Here is a 20,602-nt window from a genome sequence, read left to right on the forward strand (position 1 = left end):
AAAAACCGCCGATTGCCACGCCAAGCAGGACGCGCGCCAGCAAAATGACGGTCAGATTGGCGGCAAAGGCCACCATCAATGCCGAGACGATGAGGAGTAGTGAGAATGCCAGCATCATCACCCGGCGATCGATACGTCCTGCCACGCTGCCTACGGTCAGGCTGGTAAAGAGTGCAATCAGGGCCGTGACGGTAACGGTTTGCCCTGCCAGCCCTTCTGAGACATTAAGGCTGTGCGCTATCGGCGTCAGCAGGCTGATCGGTAAAAACTCTGCGGTGATCAGGCTAAACACGCCAAACGCCATCGCAAAGACTGCCCCCCACGCAGGACGCGTGGATAAGGAAACTTCATCAGCCACGTCGGTGTTCAGACTCATGTTGCTTCTCCGGATAAAAAAAGTAGTGCTGAGCATAGAGGGGAAGAGCAAGACGATCTATGATGGTTACACCGTTATTTTTGATAATTCGTCTGGATTCTGCCATGAGCCGTTACGATGAGTTAACCAGTGAGTTGCTGATGGGCATGCGCCTGTACGGCGTTAACTACCAACGTATTGCCGTCAGCGCCCCGTTTGGCTTGCGCTTTAACGCCTCGCCGGGACGTGCCCAGTTTCATTTCGTGGGCCGCGGTACGCTGTTGGTGCGAGGTGCATCCGGCGCACTCTTCACGCTCAACAGTGGCGATGCCCTGCTCATCCCACACGGTAAACCGCACAGCCTGCTTTCCAGTGAGGAGGCGGACTGTCAGTGTATTGACTCCCTGGCAAGCAAGCCGATCTGCGACAGCATCTGCGCCATTACCGCGCCCGCGGATGCCTGTGAAGATGACCACAGCGTCTTGTTATTCAGCGCCAGCATGGCGTTTGAACTGGGCGGTATGCAGCCTTTAATCAACACCATGCCGGACGTCATGCTGGTCAGTACGCTGCTGTCGCAATATCCGGAGATTCGCCCGATGCTGGAAGCGATGGAACGTGAGTCCCGCACCCGACATGCGGGCCATGCGGGCATCCTTTCGCGTCTGGCGGATGTGGTCGCTGCGCTGGTGGTGCGTGGCTGGGTGGAGAATGGCTGCGGGCAAAGTAGCGGGCTGGTGCAGGCGATGCGCGATCCGCGCCTGAGTCAGGCCATTGCGGCCATGCACCGTTCGCCAGGCGAGAACTGGACGGTAGAACGTCTGGCGCGCGAAGCCGGAAGTTCACGCTCGGTGTTTGCCGAACGCTTTCTTCATGCCACCGGTATGACGCCGCTGCGCTACCTGACCGAATTACGTATGCGACTGGCCGTCAAGCGCATCGTCAATCATGGCGAAGCGCTGGAAACAGTAGCCTTCGATTTGGGGTACGGTTCGCTGGCCGCTTTTAGCCGCGCGTTCAAACGGATTATCGGACGGTCGCCGGGTGCGCTGCGTGCCGAGTATGTGAGCACGCAGGCAGCCGTTTCTTAGCGAAACACGCTTATCGCTTCCACCAGCCGGTTAGCCTGGTGAGTCATGCGACCCGAGGCTTCCGCGCTTTCCTGTACACGGGCCGCATTTTGATGGGTGATATCATCCAGATCTTCCACCGCCGTGCTCACTTCACTCAGCGCGGTGGACTGTTCGGCGGTCGCGGCACTGATTTGCGCAATCAGGGAAGTGACATTCTGTACCTGCTGCACAATGTCCTGCATGGTATGGCCTGCTGCGCCCGCATGCTCATTGCCTGAACTGACCCGGCTGGCACTGGTTTCAACCAGCGCTTTGATCTCGCTGGCGGCTTTTGCACTGCGCTGCGCCAGGCTGCGCACCTCACCGGCGACGACGGCGAATCCTTTACCCTGCTCGCCCGCTCTGGCAGCTTCGACTGCGGCGTTCAGTGCCAGAATATTGGTCTGAAAGGCAATGCTGTCGATCACGCTGGTAATACTGGCAATGCGCTGTGAGCTGTCAGCAATTTCCGCCATCATCCCCATCATTTCTTTCATTACGTCGCCGCCTTTAATGGCAGCTTCGCTGGTGTTAACCGAGAGCGAATTCACTTCCTGGGCGGTCTGCGTATTGCTTTTCACCGTGGCGGTCATTTCGTTCATGGTCGCGGCCGTTTGCTGCACGTTGGCTGCCGCCTGTTCGGTACGCCGGCTCAGTTCGTTATTACTGCGGGCAATGGCATCACTGGCACTCAGCACATTAATGGCCTGGCCGCTGACATCATCCACTAACCAGCGAAACATCAAACCCAGCTGTCCAATGGCTCGGAGCGTCATGCCCACTTCATCGATGCGATCCATCTGCTCAACCTGGTGACTGGCACCGGTTGCCACCCGCAGCGCCTGCTTACACATGCGCTCAATGGGACGGGAAATCTGCTGTTCAAGCCACAGGCTGACCAGCAACAGCAGGCAGGCCATCCCACCAGTAAATCCGCTCAGCGCCAGCAGCGAGACGCCCATTGCCCACACACCGGCGACGGACAGCGTCAATACAGCCAGTAAAGCGGTACGGATGCGCCAGCGCAGCGGCAGCGTTTTCAATATCGACCCCAGACGACGCCAGCCGCTGCGGACAATCAGCCCTTTATGAAACTGGCGGCCTTTCGCGCGTCCTTCGCGGAAATCGCGATAAAGCGCTTCACACTGCTTCACTTCCTGCGCTGAAGGCTTGGTGCGCACCGACATATATCCCTGAACGTTGCCATCACGCACGACCGGAATGGCATTCGCCCGTACCCAGTAATGGTCACCGTTTTTACGTCTGTTTTTCACCAGCGCCGTCCAGGGCTCGCCCTGTTTTAAGGTTGCCCACATGTCTGCAAACGCCTCTGGCGGCATATCCGGGTGGCGCACCATATTGTGCGGCTGCCCTTTTACCTCATCAGATGAAAATCCACTGGCCTCAATAAAAGCGTCATTGGCATAGGTGATATAACTGTTGAGGTCGGTGGTAGACATCAGCGTTGCATGATCGTCATAGACATATTCACGCTGAGAAACAGGTTGGTTGTTACGCATAGGCGTCCTTGTTAGTACCAGTCAGACTTGCACCAGAAGCATTAATGAGTGAATGTTAAAAGGTAAAGATTACCTTTTTTTATGTTTTCGGCACTTGCGTAATGACTCTTTAGTGCTACACGTAAATTTGTTGCATTAAAAAAGCCGCTTTATCGCGGCTTTCTCTGTTTTTAGGGGATCGGATACATCACGTCGGCTGAGCTTACTTTGCCGCTACTGGTTAGCACACAGCAGGTTTACTGGGGTTTTGCGCTAAAAGGCACGCCGAATCCATTCACTTTCAGGCGTGCTAATGCGGTTTTCATCATTTACTGCTTATGAATTCAGCTCAGATCGATATTGCGCATACCGAACCACCACGTCAGTAAAAAGCCGCTTATCCAGGCGACGATCAATCCTCCCAGATAAACCGCCATGCCGGCAAAAATACCCTGATGGGAGGTCATCAACGGCAGCGTGACCAACCCAGAGGGGCCAAATACCGTATTCATGCCCACCGGTAATCCCAGCCACGCCACTGAGCCAATGAAAAATCCGCCGATGGCCCCACCGCCGCAGGCCGTGATAAAGGGTTTAAGGCGCGGCAGCGTCACACCATATATGAGCGGTTCACCAACGCCGAGTAAGCCCGGTACGATGGCACCTTTGATCTGGGCACGCAGCAGTGCACCTTTTTCTGCTTTGCACCAGAGCGCCAGCGAGGCCCCGACCTGACCTGCACCAGCCATGGCCAGAATCGGGAACAGTGAATTAAAGCCCTGGGTTTCCATCAGGGCAAAATAGACCGGAATAAAGCCCTGATGGATGCCAAACATTACGGCAATTAAAAACAGTCCGGCCAGCAGTGCGCAACCAAACGGATTGTTATTGAGATGGATAAACAGCCACGACATGCCCTTAAACAACTCGCCGCCTAACGGCATGATCAGCAAGTATGTCAGCGCGCCGGTGATCAATAAGGTCAACAGCGACGTAAGAATCATATCCAGATTGTCCGGGATGACCTTGCGCAGTTGTCTTTCCAGCCAGCCGCCAAACATGGCCGCCAGCAGGACGCCGATAATATTGCCGCGCGGATCGATCGCCACGCCAAAAAAGCTGTCCATGCCGCTGTAGTAGCCGACTTTTGCATCGGGCACGTAGCCCAGAATAAACAGTGACGCGATGATGGCCCCGTTTACGCCCGTGCCGCCAAAGGCTTTTTGCGCATTGTAGCCAATCAGAATGCTGAGAAAGGTGAACAGCCCTTTGCCAAACACTTTCATATAGGCCACGCCCTGAATTAACCAGGCAGGATGATCGCCAGGCGTGCTGAGGTGAAGACTTTGCTCAATCAGCGTGGCAAACCCCAGCAGCAAACCTGCGGCAATAAACCCTGGGATGAGCGGGGTAAAAATGGTGGCGAAGCGCGCCAGAAACTGCTGCAGCGCGCTGGTCTGTCTGGCTTTTATGTGCTGTTTTTGTTGCGCGGCGACCTGCTGCAAAACCGGTGACTCGCCCGGCGCCTGCGCCAGTATTGTCAGCATTCGTTCTGCCGCCGTCTGCGCTTTACCGGGACCGAGCACTATCTGTAACTGATTATCGCTGTCGATGACGCCCAGCACACCAGGCAGGCTTTTCAGCCGGGCAATATCGGCCTGGTTGTGTTTCAGCGTCAGTCGTAAACGGGTCATGCAGTTGCCGCATACGGCGATATTTTCCGCCCCGCCAACCGCCTGCACGATAGCGTGCAGAAGTGCATCGGTCATTTTTGCCATCAGCGTGCTCCCGCATCCTGTAAAGCCTGGCGGATAAAGCCTTTGTGCTGAGCAAGCAGCGCGATCGCCTCGTCGGCAGTTAATCCTGTCAGCACCATCAGAATGGCGGTTTTACAGTGCCCGCCACAGGCCGACAGCGCCGAGCGGGCGCTGGCTTCATCGCAGTCGGTGGCCTGCATAACAATATTCACCTGACGCTGTACCAGCTTCTGATTGGTGGCCTCAACATCGACCATCAAATTGCCGTAAACCTTGCCGCTGCGAATCATCGCCCCTGTGGTGAGCATATTCAGCACCAGCTTCTGTGCGGTCCCGGCCTTCATGCGTGATGAACCCGTGACCACTTCTGGCCCCACCACTGGCGTCAGCGCGATATCGGCGACCTGCGCCATTTTGCTGTGGGGGTTGCAGGTCAGCGCCACCGTGGGTGCAGCGCATTGCCGGGCATAGTCCAGCGCGCCCAACACATAGGGCGTGCGTCCGCTGGCGGCGATGCCAACCAGCACATCGTCGCGGCTGAACTGGATATCTTTCAGATCCTGAGCGCCTTGTTCCACATTGTCTTCCGCGTTTTCCACCGCCTGTAGAATGGCCTGATGTCCCCCGGCAATCAGACCAATAACCTGCTCGCGCGGGGTTCCGAATGTTGGTGGGCATTCACTTGCATCAAGAATTCCCAGCCGCCCGGAGGTCCCGGCACCACAGTAAATCAGACGGCCACCCGCGCGGAATGCGGCGCAGATAACATCCACCGCGCGCGCAATCGCCGGCACAATGGCCTCCACGGCCAGGGCGACTTTTTTATCTTCATCGTTGATCACCCGCAGCATCGCCTCGGTGCTCATTTCATCAATATGCTGGCTGGCTGGATTACGCCCTTCAGTGATCATCTGACTGAGATCGATTTTCACGATCGTCCTCCACAGGAATAATTTATTCTGAATATTTTTAACACAACGAATGAATAATTCATCCTTTGCAGACGTTTTTTTCTTTCATCGTTAGCGGGAATGAAAACAGGGGCAAAAAAAAGGCCCAACCACCGTTGAGCCTTTGTATGATAAACCGCGATTAACTGGCGGTTTGCGTCCGTAATTGTAATTCGTACGCCCTGGCCTGTTCTACATCGAACTGGTTTTCCCAACGGGCAATCACCAGCACGGCCAGCGCGTTCCCGACCACGTTCAGCGCGGTACGGGCCATATCCATAATGCGGTCCACGCCCGCAATAAACGCCAGCCCTTCCAGCGGGATACCGACGCTGCCCAGGGTGGCTAACAGCACCACAAAGGATACGCCGGGCACACCCGCGATGCCTTTAGAGGTCACCATCAGCGTCAGGACCAGAATAATTTCGTCCGTCAGCGACAGATCAATGCCGTACAGCTGGGCAATAAAAATAGCGGCGATACTCTGGTACAGCGTTGATCCATCGAGGTTAAATGAATAACCGGTCGGGACCACAAAGCTGGTTATCGCTTTGGGCGCGCCATAGGCTTCCATCTTCTCCATGATGCGCGGCAGCACGGTTTCTGAACTGGAGGTCGAGTAAGACAGGATGAGCTCATCTTTTAAAATGCGCATCAGCGTCGTAATGCGTAGCTTACAGAAACGCGCCACCGCCCCCAGCACCACAAAGGCGAAGAACAGGATCGCGACATACACCAGCAGCACCAGCTTAGCGAGCGGCCAGAGTGAGGCGAAACCAAAGTTAGCAATGGTGACGGCAATCAAGGCAAACACGCCCACTGGCGCGTAGCGCATGATCATATGCGTTACCTTGAACATGGTTTCTGACACGCCACGGAACAGGTTTACCAGCGGATCACGCTGTTCTGACGGCAGAGCGGAAAGGCCCAGGCCAAACAGTACCGAGAAAAAGATAATCGGCAGCATTTCACCTTTCGCCATCGAGGCAAAGATGTTCTGCGGGATCAGCGACAGGATGGTTGCCACCAGGCTGTGGGTGCCTTCCTGCACCTGGGCGGTCGTGGCTTCATATTTAGAGATGTCCACCGTTGCCAGCGTAGACATATCAATGCCGGTGCCGGGCTGAAACACGTTGGCCAGGGTAATACCGACAACAATGGCAACGGTGGTAATCACTTCAAAGTACAAAATCGTTTTGAAACCAATACGGCCCAGCTTTTTCGCATCCCCGACACCTGCAATGCCGACAATCAGGGATGAAATCACGATGGGCACGACAATCATCTTTATCAGATGAATAAAGATATCGCCCGCCGGGCTGAGAATATTATTGACTAACCATTCACGATCTTCTGGCTGATTATGCAACACGGCACCGACGATGATGCCAAGTACAAGTGCGATCAGAATCTGCCAGGCAAGGCTGATTTTAAAACCTTTCATAACGCGTAATTTCCTCAGTCAAAACCCGTTTCTCTCTACTGCGAAGGTGCAGAAGACAATACACACAGGGAAGTGAGCAAAAAGCCCGGTAAATTAGAGGGTGTTTTTAGACGGCGTCCCGCATTTAAATGCGATGATTTCCATACCCATTTTCAGACGCGGTCTGAGTTGATACCTGATTATCAGGGGCGGATAAGTACCATTTTCACTGCAGTAAATGCAACCCTTGGTGGCTTCGATTAAAACTTCACCATCTGGTCAGCATAAAATGCTGGCGCAGACGTTAATCCCTAACTTGCTGTTATGAAAAGTAATACTTCGATAAGTTTTCGCATAGCTATTCAGACTATGCTCAATGTGTGTGCGGTTCGTTTGCTGATTTTTTAAACAGCAACATACACAAAATGTTGCAACTTAAATCCCCATTCTCCGCAGGGAGTTAGCGTTTATTTCCTCTGTTTACGACGTTTTTATGTCAGCAAGGTTAACGCGTGATCTATGGCGCAAAAAAGAAACAAAACCGGCTGTCGGGCTTCACTTAACCATTGATTGACATATGATTAACATCTTCAAGGAGATTCGCCATGAGCCAAAATCATAACTATCCTGTTCCAGAAAATATTGCAGCAAACGCGCTGATTACTGCCGAACAGTATCAGGCGATGTACCAACAATCCGTTACCGACCCAGAAACGTTCTGGGGAGAGCAAGGTAAAATCCTTGACTGGATAAAGCCTTACAGCAAAGTTAAAAACACCTCTTTTGCGCCAGGCAATATTTCTATTCGTTGGTACGAGGACGGCACGCTCAATCTGGCAGCGAACTGTCTGGATCGTCATCTGGCCACCCGAGGCGATCATCCTGCCATCATCTGGGAAGGCGATGATGCCAACGAAAGCAAAACCCTTACCTTTCGTCAGCTTCATGCTGATGTCTGTCGCTTTGCCAACGTACTGGAACTGCTCGGCGTTAAAAAAGGCGACGTCGTTGCGATTTATATGCCCATGGTGCCGGAAGCGGCAGTCGCTATGCTGGCCTGCGCACGAATTGGGGCCGTACATTCGGTGATCTTTGGCGGCTTTTCACCCGAAGCCGTAGCCGGTCGTGTTATCGACTCCAGTGCCGCATTAATTGTGACGGCCGATGAAGGCGTGCGTGCTGGCCGTACCATCCCACTGAAGAAAAACGTGGATGATGCGTTAAAAAATCCCAATGTAAACAGCGTGAAAAACGTCGTGGTCTTTCAGCGTACCGGCAAAGATGTCGGTTGGGTGGAAGGGCGCGACCAGCACTGGCATGAGCTGATGCAGAACGCCAGCACTAACCATTCTGCAGCCGAGATGCAGGCAGAAGATCCGCTGTTTATCCTGTATACCTCAGGTTCAACCGGCAAGCCTAAAGGCGTGCTGCACACCACCGGCGGCTATCTGGTTTACGCCGCCACCACCTTTAAATTTGTTTTTGACTACCATCAGGACGACATTTACTGGTGTACGGCTGATGTGGGCTGGGTAACCGGCCACAGCTACCTGTTATATGGCCCACTGGCCTGCGGGGCCACGACGCTGATGTTTGAAGGCGTGCCTAACTGGCCAACCCCGGCCCGTATGGCGCAGGTGGTGGATAAGCATAAAGTCACCCTGCTCTATACTGCCCCCACGGCTATTCGTGCGCTGATGGCAGAAGGCGATAGAGCGATTGAAGGAACGGATCGTAGCAGCCTGCGTATTATGGGATCGGTGGGAGAGCCGATTAACCCGGAAGCCTGGGAGTGGTACCACAAGAAGATTGGCAACGGCAAATGTCCGATAGTCGATACCTGGTGGCAGACCGAAACCGGGGGCTTTATGATCGCCCCGCTGCCCGGCGCGACCCTGCTCAAAGCCGGTTCCGCGACCACGCCTTTCTTCGGCGTACAGCCCGCGCTGGTGGATAACGAAGGCCATCCTCAGGAAGGTGCCTGCGAAGGTAACCTGGTGATAACAGACTCCTGGCCTGGTCAGGCCCGCACGCTGTTCGGTGACCACGATCGTTTCGAACAAACTTACTTCTCTACCTTCAAAAATGCCTACTTCAGCGGCGACGGTGCGCGACGGGATGAGGACGGTTATTACTGGATTACCGGCCGCGTGGACGATGTGCTGAATGTGTCAGGCCACCGCCTGGGCACAGCCGAAATCGAGTCAGCGCTGGTTTCCCATCCTAAAATCGCCGAAGCGGCTGTCGTCGGGTTCCCGCACAGCATCAAGGGCCAGGCCATTTACGCCTATATCACCCTGAATCACGGCGAGGAGCCGTCACCTGAGCTTTATACCGAGGTACGTAACTGGGTACGCAAGGAAATTGGCCCGATTGCCACACCCGATGTGTTGCACTGGACCGACTCTCTGCCGAAAACCCGCTCCGGCAAAATTATGCGCCGTATCCTGCGCAAAATTGCCGCAGGCGATACCAGTAATTTAGGCGATACCTCGACGCTTGCCGATCCTGGCGTCGTCGAGAAATTGCTTGAAGAGAAACAGTCCATCACCATGCCGTAATCATCCGGCGGAAAGCATCAGGCTTTCCGCCACCACTTCCCTACGTAGTGTGTTTCTGTAGTCACAAAAATATAACTAATTCACGCGCTTGCGTGAGGTCCACGCCTGCATGCTTCTGGAGATAATGTGATGAATGATGCCCTGCCCGAACAGGAAAGGATCTACCAACAAATTGAAAGTAATCCTCGCTTTCAGGAATTGGTACACAAGCGCCAGTCCTTTGCCCTGCTGCTGTCGATAATCATGCTGGTGCTGTATATCGGCTTTATTCTGCTTATTGCTTTTGCCCCTGGCTGGCTGGGTACACCCCTGTATGCCGGTACCAATGTGACGCGCGGCATCCCGCTCGGGGTGGGGTTGATCGTCATCTCTTTTTTACTCACAGGCGTTTACGTCTGGCGCGCAAATGGCGAGTTTGATCGCCTGACTAAAGCCATCCTCAGCGAGGTGAAACTATGATTCGTCTTATGCTGTGGATGCTGGCAGCGCTGCTGCCCTTTTCTGCTCTGGCTGCCGATGCCATCACCGGTGCGGTGCAGAAACAGCCCGTCAATTATCAGGCGATCGTCATGTTTGTGATTTTCGTCGGTGCCACGTTAAGTATTACGTACTGGGCGTCGAAGCGAACCCGCTCACGTAGCGATTACTATACCGCTGGCGGCAACATCACCGGCTTTCAGAATGGCCTGGCCATGGCGGGTGACTTCATGTCCGCAGCCTCCTTTCTGGGTATTTCGGCCCTGGTGTATACCTCGGGTTATGACGGCTTAATCTATTCGCTGGGCTTCCTGGTAGGCTGGCCGATGATTCTGTTCCTGATTGCCGAGCGCTTGCGTAATCTGGGTCGCTATACTTTTGCCGATGTCGCCTCTTATCGCCTGAAGCAAAAACCGATTCGTACCTTGTCGGCTTGCGGCTCACTGGTCGTCGTCGCGCTGTACCTGATTGCGCAGATGGTCGGTGCAGGTAAGCTGATCCAGCTCCTGTTTGGCCTGAATTATCACGTTGCCGTTATCCTGGTGGGCATTCTGATGGTGATGTACGTGCTGTTTGGCGGCATGCTGGCGACCACCTGGGTACAGATCATCAAAGCCGTTCTGCTGCTGTTTGGTGCCACGTTTATGGCCATTATGGTCATGAAAAGCGCCGGGTTTAGCTTCAATACCTTGTTTACCGAGGCGATGGCGGTACATCCGAAAGGCGCAGCCATTATGCAGCCTGGCGGGTTGGTGAAAGATCCGATTTCCGCTCTGTCGCTGGGGCTGGGACTGATGTTCGGTACAGCGGGATTGCCGCATATCCTGATGCGCTTCTTTACCGTTGCCGACGCCAAAGAGGCGCGTAAAAGCGTGTTTTGGGCCACCGGTTTTATGGGTTACTTCTACTTCCTGACCTTTATTATCGGTTTCGGTGCCATTCTGCTGGTAGGGGCTAATCCGGCCTTCAAAGATGCCTCCGGCGCACTGATCGGCGGTACCAATATGGCGGCGGTGCACCTGGCGGATGCAGTCGGTGGCAGCACCTTCCTGGGCTTTATTTCAGCAGTGGCATTCGCCACCATTCTGGCGGTGGTTGCCGGTCTGACGCTGGCGGGTGCCTCGGCGGTCTCTCATGATTTGTACGCCAGCGTCTACCGTAAAGGGCAGGCCAGCGAGCGCGACGAGCTGCGGGTTTCAAAAATTACTGTGCTGGTGTTGGGGGTTGTGGCTATCGCCCTTGGCATTCTGTTCGAAAAGCAGAACATCGCCTTTATGGTCGGGCTGGCATTCTCGATTGCGGCCAGCTGTAACTTCCCGATCATCCTGCTGTCCATGTACTGGTCAAAACTGACCACGCGCGGCGCAATGGTCGGTGGCTGGTTAGGGCTGATCACCGCCGTGGTGCTGATGATTCTTGGCCCAACCGTCTGGGTGCAGGTGCTGGGACATGCGTCGCCCATTTATCCTTATGAGTATCCGGCCCTGTTCTCTATCACTATCGCCTTTGTGGGCACCTGGCTGTTTTCTGTTACTGACCATTCGCAACAGGGTGCAGAAGAGCGATCACGCTTCCGGGCGCAGTTTATTCGCTCCCAGACCGGTGCCGGTATTGAGAAAGGCAAAGCGCACTAACCGCGTTAACTGAGCATAAAAAAGGGCAGCGACCGTAAGGTCACTGCCCTTTTTCTCAAGCCGACATCAGAAGCGCAGTGACGCGCCTACGTACGGACCATCAACGAGTACGTTATCTTTACGACCGCCTTTGTTATTCAGCTCAATATACTGATAACCCACGCGCAGGTTCAGCAGAGAGATCGGCGTGAAGCTCACACCACCGCTCGCTTCCTGGTAGCTGTCGAGATGATCGGTAAGGCCTTCCGGCGCATAATAATACTGACCGTACAGACCCCACATGCTGTTGAAGCTGTACTGTGCGCTACCGCCCAGCGCCACCGCAAATCCGTCTTTCCCGTCTTCAGGATGGGTAAAAATCGCCTTTGCGGTTGGCGCCAGTCGCAGATCGCCGACATCAACGTTGTAACCCAGACCCGCACCATAGGTGCTGCCGTCATGATCGCTACGCAACCAGTTGCCGTTCAGGAACAGGCCCGGCGACGTCGTGCCCAAACCGAGATTAAGGTTGGTGCTGTGCTCGCCAACATCAACGCTGCCTTCGATGGCCTGCGCGGCGCCGCTCAGCATAATGAAGCTCAGAGCGCTTCCAGTGACAAGTTGCTTAAACATGATTCTACTCCATGAAGGGTCAAATAATTCCGCATCAAGGGTAGCAGTCTGAAATGAGGTGACAACTAAATTTGGAAAGCTTTACGTAAAAAGAGATGTCATTTTGTGCCAAAAAGGACAAGTCGCTGTGAATTACGCGGAGAACAGTCGTTATCCGGGTTAACCGTATCCGGCGCAGGCTTGCCTTAGTGCGCCCACATCAGGTGCCCGATAAACGGAGCCAGTATGACGGTGACGACGCCAGACAACATCATCACCAGGCTTGAAACCACGCCTTCCTGCGGCCCCAACTGGTAGGCGCGTGCCGTACCGGCACCGTGCGAGGCGGCACCCAGCCCAGCGCCTTTCGCCACGCCCTGTTTGATCGCGATGCGCAGAAACAGTACATCCCCTACCGCCATGCCAAATACGCCGGTCACAACCACAAACAGCGCCACCAGATCGGGCTGCGCGCCCATAGGCTTCGCCGCCGCCAGCGCAAAAGGCGTGGTAATGGATCGCACGGCGAGACTGCGCTGAATGGTTTCCGGTAAATTCAGTAAACGCGCCAGCCATACGGAACTGCATATCGACACCGTTGTGGCAGTTAACACGCCCGCACTCAGCGATAACCAGTGGCGTTTAATCACGTCCAGATTTTCGTAGACCGGCACCGCAAAGGCTAACGTCGCGGGGCCGAGTAACCACAGCAGCCAGTGGCTTTCCGCAATATAGTTTTGCCAGCTGATATGGGTCAGCAACAGCAGCGTCACCAGAATGAGCGGCGTCATGACCAGCGGCATCAGTAACAGCGTTGTCCAGCGACGATACAGCCGTTTATTCAGGTAATAAATCACCAGCGTGACGGCGGCACATAACAGACTGATGAGCAGATTATGCATTATTGCCCTGCTTACGCGCCGCGCGCGTGACTTCAAAACGGTACAGGCGATCGACCACCAGGGCTGTCGCCGCCAGCACCAGTAGCGTACTGACCGCAATCACCACCAAAATCCGCCAGCCTTCCATCTGCAGCAGGTCAGCGTAATTCACCACCGCCACCACCGCCGGGATAAAAAACAGCAGCATCTCTGCCAGCAACCAGCTTGCACCGGCTTTCACCCAGCGCAGCGGTAAAATGCGTAACGCAATCAGCATCAACATCAGCAGCATACCGACAATGTTGGCAGGCAGTGGCAGGTGCAGCCAGTTCACCAGTTGCTCGCTGGCGATAAAAACCGAAATAAACAGCACCAGCTGTAAAGGTAAGCTGAGCCGTTGCAGCCTGCCGACGTTCAGGCGGCGCAATGCCAGTGCCATCGTTTTTCTCCCATCAAGTTAATGCGCTCAGTATAGAATCACGAGGTACTGTGAAAAAAATGAATTAAAATTATTCAAATCATGCCAGAAAGGAATAGTTATGGACGTTCGCGCGTTGCGTTACTTTACCGAAGTGGTACGTCAGCAAAGTTTTACCCGTGCTGCACAGAAGCTGTTCGTGACACAGCCAACGATCAGCAAAATGGTGCGCCAGCTGGAAGAGGAGCTGGACTGCGCACTGCTCATTCGTGATGGGCGACGTCTGCACCTGACGGATAGCGGGCAAGCGGTCTATCAGCGCGGGCTGGCTATTCTGCAAGAGTTTCATCAGCTTGAGGCCGAGATAGGCGATATCAATCAGCTGAAAACCGGCAAGCTGCGGCTGGGCATTCCCCCGATGGTGGGCATGCAGATCGCCGGATCGGTTTCGGCGTTTCGCCGTCGCTATCCGGGTGTGGAACTCAGTATTGCTGAGTTTGGCGGCTTAACGGTTCAGGAAGCGGTGCTGGCGGGCACGCTGGACATTGCCCTGACGGCGCTCCCCGTTGATGCCGAGTTGCCCCTCGAAACCTTATCGCTTATGCAGCATCCGCTGTGTGTGCTACTGCCACGTCAGGCACCCTGGCTGCAGCGCACGCAGCTTGGCCTGAGCGATTTGGCCTCCCATCCTTTGCTGATCTTTAATGAAGAGTTTTCGCTGAACCGTCAGTTGATGAAAGCGTTTCAGCGTCAGGGGATCACGCCTGAGATTGCAGTACGCAGCGGGCAATGGGATTTTCTGGCGGCCATGGTGCAGGCGGAGATGGGCCTGGCGATACTGCCGGAGCCCATTTGCCAGCGGTTAGATAAGCAGTCGTTATTGTGGCTTCCGCTGGAGTCCGAGCTGCAGTGGCATCTGGGGCTGATCTGGCGTGAAGGCAGCTACCTGTCACGCAGCGCGCGGGCCTGGATAGCGTGTTGCCGGGAACACTGGCCTGATAATGCGCCGCGTCTTTCCGTCTAGCGCCCCAGACCGCCCGATAATCGCAGAGCGCAGGTTATCGGGCGAACGGGAGCGCATAACAAGAAGATTACTCTTCTTTCTCAATCAGCAGCGCTTCCAGCAGGTCCAGATCGTGCAACAGTTTTTGCATCGTCTCGTTTGATATCTGCTGAGTCGCACGCAGGTGATAGACCTCTGCACGTTCGGCACGTAACGCGTTCAGACGAAAACGACGTTCCAGATTTTCGGCAAACAGCGCGTGCTCAAGATCGTTTTTCCCTTCCGCGCGACGACGCAGATTACCGATCACCCGCAGGCTGACCTCTTTCAGTAACTCAGGGTCGATGTTTTCTTCGGTTTCCTTTTCGAGCCGCGCCTCCATCTTATGCAGACTCTCGATAGCGACGCCGGCCATCACCGCTCTTGCATGCTGCAGTTCGTGCCGATGGGCGCTTTTGTCGATCGTCTCTACACCGCGCAGCAGCATCGGCAGAACGATGACGCCAACCAGCAGCGAGAACAGAATCACGCCGGTTGCGATAAACACCAGCTCATAACGCGCCGGGAAAGGATGGCCGTTGGTCAGGAACAGGGGAATCGACAGCACACCCGCCAGGGTAATGGCACCGCGTACGCCCGCAAAAGAGGCAATCAGCAGTTCACGCAACGAGTAGCTGGAGAACACTAATGGTTTCTTTTTTAACCAGCGTTTGCTGAAACGCTGCATGATCCACAACCAGCCGAAACGCACCACCATTAACGCCGCATAGACAAGGACGATGTCCGCAAAAATCATCCAGATATCCACATTGGGATCGGCTGTTGCCTGGTCAATCGAGTTTTGCAGAATAGAGGGCAACTGCAGGCCCAGCATCAGGAACACCATGCCGTTAAACACAAACTCCAGCATGTGCCAGACGCTGTTGGCGCGCAGTCGCATGGTCAGCGGCGCCTGGCGGATAATACCGGAGCGCGTGATGGTCATCCCGGCCGCGACGGCGGCTAAAATCCCGGAAACGCCCAGGTGTTCTGCAATCAGATAAGAGGCAAAAGGCAGCAGCAGCAGCAGGACAATCTGAGTGGCAGCATCGTCCCCGCCGCTCCAGCGGTTCAGGACGCGCAGCGATTTACCGTAGAGCCAGCATACCGCGACACCGGCGATCAGGCCGCCCACGGCCACTTTCAGGAACTCGACGCTGGCTCCGCCCCAACTAAACACCATGGTGCCCATCGCCACTGCGACCGCAAATTTCAGTGAAACCAGGCCAGAAGCATCGTTCATCAAGGCTTCGCCTTGCAGTATTCCCATAATTTTCTTCGGAATACGGCCTTCGCCGACAATGCCTGACAGCGCCACGGCATCGGTAGGTGATAACACGGCCGCCAGGGCGAAAGCGGGGATCAGGGGAATCCCGGGCACCGTCCAGTAAATCAGATAGCCAATACCGACAACGGTAATCAGCACCAGCACCAGCGCCAGGCCAAGGATTTCCCGCCCGTAATGCAGGAACTCGCTGACCGGTGTTTTCCAGCCGTCAGCAAATAACAGTGGCGGAATGAATAAGACGAGGAAGAGTTCCGGGTCGAAATCCACGTGCAGCCCGAAGGTCGGCCAGGCCAGCAGCGCACCGACGGCGATCTGCACCAGAGGAAGGGGAATCTGAAAAGGCAGAATACGGGCAGCCACCCCGGAGAGCGAGACCACCAGCGTCATAATCAAAATAGTAAAAAAGATTTCCATGCTTTCCTTAGGCGGTAGTTATCTTCGAATCAACATTAGGTTAAAAGTGTAAAACAAACTGGCGAGGGCGGGAAAAGCTACGCGTGCTTCAACGAGCAAAAAGCGGATAATTCCGGACATGCCGCGGCACGTCCGGTTGAACAGTCAGATCGCCCAGCCTCCGGCATAAAAAGCGACTAACGCGACGGCGATCACGACTGTGCCCACGTTTAGCCTGCGCCACTCACCCGCAAACAGACGGCCCACCACCAGGGTCGCGAAACCGATCATGATGCCGGTAACGATGTTACAGGTCAGCACGATGATCACCGCCGTGAGCAGACCAGACATGGCATCAACGAAGTCACCGAAGTCGATCTTTGCCACGTTACTCAGCATCAGCAGGCCGACGTACATCAACGCAGGCGCGGTGGCGTACGCCGGCACCAGATAAGCCAGCGGAGACATAAACAGAATGAGCAAAAACAGGAGGCCAACAACAATGGCCGTCAGGCCGGTTTTGCCCCCTGCCGCCGTCCCGGCGGCAGACTCGATGTACACGGCCGCCGGTGAGGCACCCACAAGACCGGCAAACAGGCTACTGACGGAATCGGTGGTCAGCGCCCGGCCGCCGTTAATGATTTGCCCGTCTTTATCCAGCAGGTTAGCCTGACCCGCCACCGCGCGGATCGTACCGGTGGCATCAAAGACCGCCGTCATCACTAACGCCAGCACGCTGGGCAAGACCGCAGGCTGCAAAGCGCCCATGATGTCGAGGCTGAATAACAGTGACTCGCCCTGCGCATCACGCAGGCTGGGCAAGGCAAACAGTCCCTGCCAGCGCACGGACGGATCGAACGCCAGCCCCAGCGCAGAAATTGCAATAACGGTGAGTAAAATGCCGCCCGGGACACGGCGTTTTTCCAGGCCGAAAATCGCAGCCAGCCCCAGCAAAGACATCATGACGGGGAACGACGTAAAATGGCCCAGCGCAACGGGTAAACCTGAGGCCGGGTTTCTGACGACCAGCCCAACGTTGTCTGCCGCAATCAGCAGCAGAAACAGGCCAATCCCGATGCCGGTGCCGTGGGCGACGCCCATCGGCAGATTACGTAAGATCCAGGCGCGAATCCCGGTGGTGGAAATCAGGGTAAAAAGCAGGCCCATCAGGAACACGGCCCCCAGCGCGACCGGAACGCTAATGTGTTGACCCAGGACGAGGCTAAAGGCCGTAAAAGCCGTCAGTGAAATGGCACAGCCAATGGCCAGGGGTAAATTGGCCCACAGCCCCATGATGATCGATCCAACGCTCGCCACCAGGCAGGTAGCCACAAACACCGCCGAGGGTGAAAACCCCGCTTTACCGAGCATGCCAGGCACCACGATCACCGAATAAACCATGGCGAGAAAGGTGGTCAGCCCGGCGACAATTTCCTGCCGCACGCTACTGCCTCGGGCCGAAATGGCGAACCAGGCATCCAGTTTTCCACTGGCCGGGCGTGATTCAATTGACATAGTTGAGCCTCAAAAATTTTTGTTGTTGGATCGCGCGGTAACCGCCCTGACTTCCCTGAAAGCTGTCATCGCCAACAGGCTGCCGACAAAAAGGCAAACGTTTACTTAGCCGCACAGAACGGGGCGTCGTACGTCCCCGTTTAAAGGGGGCCGATTATCCGGCGTTTTCCCGCCGCTTTTCAACCGCTCTGTGAGGATTCCTGGCTATAAAGATCAGGTCGATAACATCGGGGATGCTCTTGATACTATCGTGTAACATTCTGTGCGTCAGGATGCGGTGATGATTACGCCGCATTATCGAGAAAGCAGACGAAGATGACGCCGGGCGGCGTCATCCGATAGGACAGGATAATGCGCGATCAGCCCGAAAGATGAATTTCACCGCCTTGCTGAATGGCCCGTTGCCAGGCCGCACGCTGTTGCACGGTCGTTAACCATTTTTGTGTGGCGGGGGCATCCTTCAGTCCGGCGCGCTGGCTCAGCGCCAGAATCGGAAAGCTCATCTGCACATCAGCAATGCTGAAACGCTGACCGGCAAACCACGGATGCACCGAGAGGTGATCTTCAATCACCTGCTTATGCAAGGTAAGTTGTTTATCCAGCCAGGCTTTCTGAACGCCTTTGCCGAGCGCCGCACCGATGGGACGCAGCAACCACGGCACAGGCGCGCTACCGAGGCGGCCAAAAACCAGTTTCATGACCAGCAGCGGCATCAGTGAACCTTCGGCGTAATGTAGCCAGTAACGTGCCTGCAGCCGTGCCTCTTCGTCGGTGATCTGCAGCCGCCTTTCGCTGTCGTACTTCTCTTCCAGATACTCAAGGATCGCCCCGGACTCGGCCACCACGCGATTGCCATCGGTGATAACCGGCGACTTTCCTAACGGATGCACTTTTTTTAACGCGTCCGGCGCCAGCATCGTGGGTTCACGCTGATAGCGTTTGACCTGGTAAGGCACTTCCAGCTCTTCCAGCATCCACAGCACCCGATGAGAGCGCGATTGTTCAAGATGGTGAACGGTGATCATCATGATTCCCTGTCAGTGAATATGCAGCAAGTATAGACGTCACCTTGTCTTATGCAGTGCACTATCCTGTTCAGGATCAAGCAGTACCGCGCCCGAACCCTGCTGCCCCAGCCGATCGCCGGGATTGCGCAGCGGACAGTCACGCATCGATAAACATCCACAGCCAATGCAACCATCCAAATCGTTACGCAGGCGCGTTAGCGTTTCGATGCGCTTATCCAGTTCGTCGCGCCAGTGCTGGGTCAGATTGCCCCAGTCCTGAGCCGACATACGTTTATCCGCCGGCATGTTTTCAAGGCTGTCGCTGACGCTGGCAAGCGGAATCCCAATGCGCTGTGCAATTTTAATAATGGCGACCCGTCGCAGAACATCACGGCTGTAGCGTCGCTGATTTCCGTTATTGCGGGTGCTAAAGATGAGCCCTTTGCTTTCATAAAAATGCAGCGCAGAGACGGCAACGCCGCTGCGGCGCGCCACTTCACCCGGCGTCAGCACCGGTTTTGGGTAATTGCGATCTTTTTTCATTTGGCACTTTACCTCAAGTTAACTTGAGGAATTATACTCTTTTCCCATCAGAACGACACGCTCCCTCACGACGTCATTCGCCAGCAAACGGGCGCGATTTTCATCGCGACTCGCGCGCAAAGGCAGCATGAACGCACGGGGAAATTCACCAGAAGGATGAGGCCATGATACAAGAAGAGATCATTCATTCACTGACACACTGGATTGACCAAAACCTGGATAAGAGCCTGTCAATTGATGAAGTGGCCGCGAAATCAGGCTATTCGAAATGGCATCTGCAACGTATGTTCCGTAGCGTGACGAAACAAACGTTGGGTGGTTATATTCGTGAACGCCGTCTGACTCTGGCCGCAGAAGCGCTGCGGCAAACTCAGCGCCCGGTATTCGATATTGCGATGCAATATGGTTATGACTCGCAGCAGACCTTCTCCAGGGTATTTCGCCGCCAGTTTTCCCAAACGCCCACGGCTTATCGCCATGCTATGCGCCGCCAGACGATTCAGCGTCCGCGCCTGATGAGTTTTGACTGCAGCGACAATATGACCAGCTTTACCCAGCGCACCATGGGCGAGTGCTGTCCGGTTAGCTGAATATCACCGTGCGCCTGCCCAGGCGCACACCGCTTTTCTCAGGTTTCCTTCCCCTGCACCCGCCACCCACTTCTGCTGAAAAACCAGACAAATTTTGTACAAAATTGGAAAATCGAATGCTATAGTGTGATCCACATCACATTATGACATTTGTTGCCGACGAAAGAGCCCGACCTGACAGACTTTTCCGCCGACGTGATGCTCGCAGACAGTCAGGCGTAATCTCCGATTTTGAGGTCAAAATTGATGGCTACCTTAACCACCAGTTTTCTTGTTATGCGCTGGGAATTGTTGAGCGCTGTAATGATGTTCTTTGCCAGCACGTTAAAAACCCGACTTCGCCAGGATAGCCATCACGTGATGGCATTTATCTGTGGCAGCGTTGGCGTGGGAATGTCGTGCTGGTTTGTGACGGGCTTGATGGGCATCACGCTGAGTATGGAAAACGTACACCATTTTTTCAGCGTCTCTAAAGACGTCTTTATTGACGTAATGAGTCATGCGCCAGCTAACTGGCAAATGCCCTGATTGACCAATAAAAAACCCCGCAACGCGGGGTTTTTTAT

Annotated in this window: 19 protein-coding genes; 7 read left to right on the forward strand and 12 right to left on the reverse strand. The window is 55.0% G+C overall.

The genetic code is table 11. From position 1 onward, the window contains the following. On the reverse strand, positions 1-376 hold a 376-nt coding region (locus CMR03_RS00415), incomplete at its 3' end, for an MFS transporter (protein ID WP_141248544.1). 104 nt (positions 377-480) lie between these two features. Between CMR03_RS00415 and CMR03_RS00420 the strand changes: the two genes are divergently transcribed. Continuing rightward, positions 481-1,446 carry an AraC family transcriptional regulator gene (locus tag CMR03_RS00420; protein ID WP_063878021.1) on the forward strand — a complete coding sequence of 322 codons (966 nt, stop codon included), beginning with the start codon at positions 481-483 and terminating at the stop codon, positions 1,444-1,446. On the opposite strand, the gene CMR03_RS00425 is transcribed toward CMR03_RS00420, so the two are convergent. The 4 genes from CMR03_RS00425 to gltP form a co-directional block, all read right to left on the reverse strand. Continuing rightward, a complete protein-coding gene (locus CMR03_RS00425; RefSeq protein WP_096010457.1) occupies positions 1,443-2,987 on the reverse strand; it encodes a methyl-accepting chemotaxis protein in 1,545 nt (514 codons plus the stop codon). The two genes, CMR03_RS00420 and CMR03_RS00425, sit on opposite strands and share 4 nt — an antisense overlap. Positions 2,988-3,310: 323 nt before the next feature. Continuing rightward, positions 3,311-4,744 (reverse strand): PTS N-acetylmuramic acid transporter subunit IIBC, encoded by a 1,434-nt coding sequence (gene murP / locus CMR03_RS00430; protein WP_063878019.1) that lies wholly within the window; start codon positions 4,742-4,744, stop codon positions 3,311-3,313. Beyond that, positions 4,744-5,655, reverse strand: coding sequence for an N-acetylmuramic acid 6-phosphate etherase (murQ, locus tag CMR03_RS00435; RefSeq protein WP_096010458.1), 912 nt, complete (start codon positions 5,653-5,655; stop codon positions 4,744-4,746). The genes murP and murQ overlap by 1 nt, the downstream gene beginning before the upstream one ends. A 160-nt stretch (positions 5,656-5,815) precedes the next feature. Continuing rightward, a complete protein-coding gene (gene gltP / locus CMR03_RS00440) occupies positions 5,816-7,117 on the reverse strand; it encodes a glutamate/aspartate:proton symporter GltP (RefSeq protein ID WP_063878018.1) in 1,302 nt (433 codons plus the stop codon). A 584-nt stretch (positions 7,118-7,701) separates the two neighbouring features. On the opposite strand from gltP, the gene acs reads away from it, so the two are divergent. The 3 genes from acs (at position 7,702) to actP (ending at position 11,768) form a co-directional block, all read left to right on the forward strand. Beyond that, positions 7,702-9,657: an acetate--CoA ligase gene (gene acs, locus CMR03_RS00445; protein ID WP_096010459.1), complete on the forward strand. Its 1,956-nt coding sequence runs from the start codon at positions 7,702-7,704 to the stop codon at positions 9,655-9,657. Between the two features lie 129 nt (positions 9,658-9,786). After that, the gene (locus tag CMR03_RS00450; RefSeq protein ID WP_063878016.1) at positions 9,787-10,116 is read left to right on the forward strand and encodes a DUF485 domain-containing protein; all 330 of its coding nucleotides are present in this window, start codon (positions 9,787-9,789) and stop codon (positions 10,114-10,116) included. Next, positions 10,113-11,768 (forward strand): cation/acetate symporter ActP, encoded by a 1,656-nt coding sequence (gene actP / locus CMR03_RS00455; protein ID WP_096010460.1) that lies wholly within the window; start codon positions 10,113-10,115, stop codon positions 11,766-11,768. Before CMR03_RS00450 ends, actP begins: the two co-directional genes overlap by 4 nt. Before the next feature lie 66 nt (positions 11,769-11,834). On the opposite strand, the gene CMR03_RS00460 is transcribed toward actP, so the two are convergent. The 3 genes from CMR03_RS00460 to CMR03_RS00470 form a co-directional block, all read right to left on the reverse strand. Next, positions 11,835-12,380 carry a YfaZ family outer membrane protein gene (locus tag CMR03_RS00460; protein ID WP_063878015.1) on the reverse strand — a complete coding sequence of 182 codons (546 nt, stop codon included), beginning with the start codon at positions 12,378-12,380 and terminating at the stop codon, positions 11,835-11,837. A 185-nt stretch (positions 12,381-12,565) separates the two neighbouring features. Beyond that, positions 12,566-13,261, reverse strand: a complete 696-nt coding sequence (locus CMR03_RS00465; RefSeq protein WP_063878014.1) for an LrgB family protein — start codon at positions 13,259-13,261, stop codon at positions 12,566-12,568. After that, complete coding sequence (locus tag CMR03_RS00470) at positions 13,254-13,679, reverse strand: CidA/LrgA family protein (protein WP_063878013.1); 426 nt, start codon at positions 13,677-13,679, stop codon at positions 13,254-13,256. Before CMR03_RS00470 ends, CMR03_RS00465 begins: the two co-directional genes overlap by 8 nt. A gap of 100 nt (positions 13,680-13,779) precedes the next feature. Between CMR03_RS00470 and CMR03_RS00475 the strand changes: the two genes are divergently transcribed. Beyond that, entirely contained in the window at positions 13,780-14,682 is a 903-nt protein-coding gene (locus CMR03_RS00475; RefSeq protein WP_096010461.1) for a LysR family transcriptional regulator, read from the forward strand. A 67-nt stretch (positions 14,683-14,749) separates the two neighbouring features. On the opposite strand, the gene CMR03_RS00480 is transcribed toward CMR03_RS00475, so the two are convergent. The 4 genes from CMR03_RS00480 to soxR all read right to left on the reverse strand — a co-directional run bounded on the left by CMR03_RS00480 (position 14,750) and on the right by soxR (position 19,446). After that, on the reverse strand, positions 14,750-16,402 hold the full coding sequence (locus CMR03_RS00480) for a Na+/H+ antiporter (RefSeq protein ID WP_063878011.1): 1,653 nt from the start codon (positions 16,400-16,402) through the stop codon (positions 14,750-14,752). A 144-nt stretch (positions 16,403-16,546) separates the two neighbouring features. Beyond that, positions 16,547-17,896 (reverse strand): NCS2 family permease, encoded by a 1,350-nt coding sequence (locus CMR03_RS00485; RefSeq protein ID WP_063878010.1) that lies wholly within the window; start codon positions 17,894-17,896, stop codon positions 16,547-16,549. Positions 17,897-18,255: 359 nt separating this feature from the next. After that, complete coding sequence (locus tag CMR03_RS00490; RefSeq protein WP_063878009.1) at positions 18,256-18,921, reverse strand: glutathione S-transferase family protein; 666 nt, start codon at positions 18,919-18,921, stop codon at positions 18,256-18,258. Positions 18,922-18,960: 39 nt separating this feature from the next. Continuing rightward, positions 18,961-19,446, reverse strand: coding sequence for a redox-sensitive transcriptional activator SoxR (soxR, locus tag CMR03_RS00495; RefSeq protein WP_096010462.1), 486 nt, complete (start codon positions 19,444-19,446; stop codon positions 18,961-18,963). 164 nt (positions 19,447-19,610) lie between these two features. Here soxR and soxS point away from each other — a divergent pair, with 164 nt between their 5' ends. After that, positions 19,611-20,036 carry a superoxide response transcriptional regulator SoxS gene (gene soxS, locus CMR03_RS00500; protein WP_063878007.1) on the forward strand — a complete coding sequence of 142 codons (426 nt, stop codon included), beginning with the start codon at positions 19,611-19,613 and terminating at the stop codon, positions 20,034-20,036. 246 nt (positions 20,037-20,282) lie between these two features. After that, complete coding sequence (locus CMR03_RS00505; protein WP_063878006.1) at positions 20,283-20,564, forward strand: YjcB family protein; 282 nt, start codon at positions 20,283-20,285, stop codon at positions 20,562-20,564. Positions 20,565-20,602: the final 38 nt, after the last annotated feature.

The organism is Pantoea allii (assembly GCF_002307475.1).
Lineage (GTDB): Bacteria > Pseudomonadota > Gammaproteobacteria > Enterobacterales > Enterobacteriaceae > Pantoea > Pantoea allii.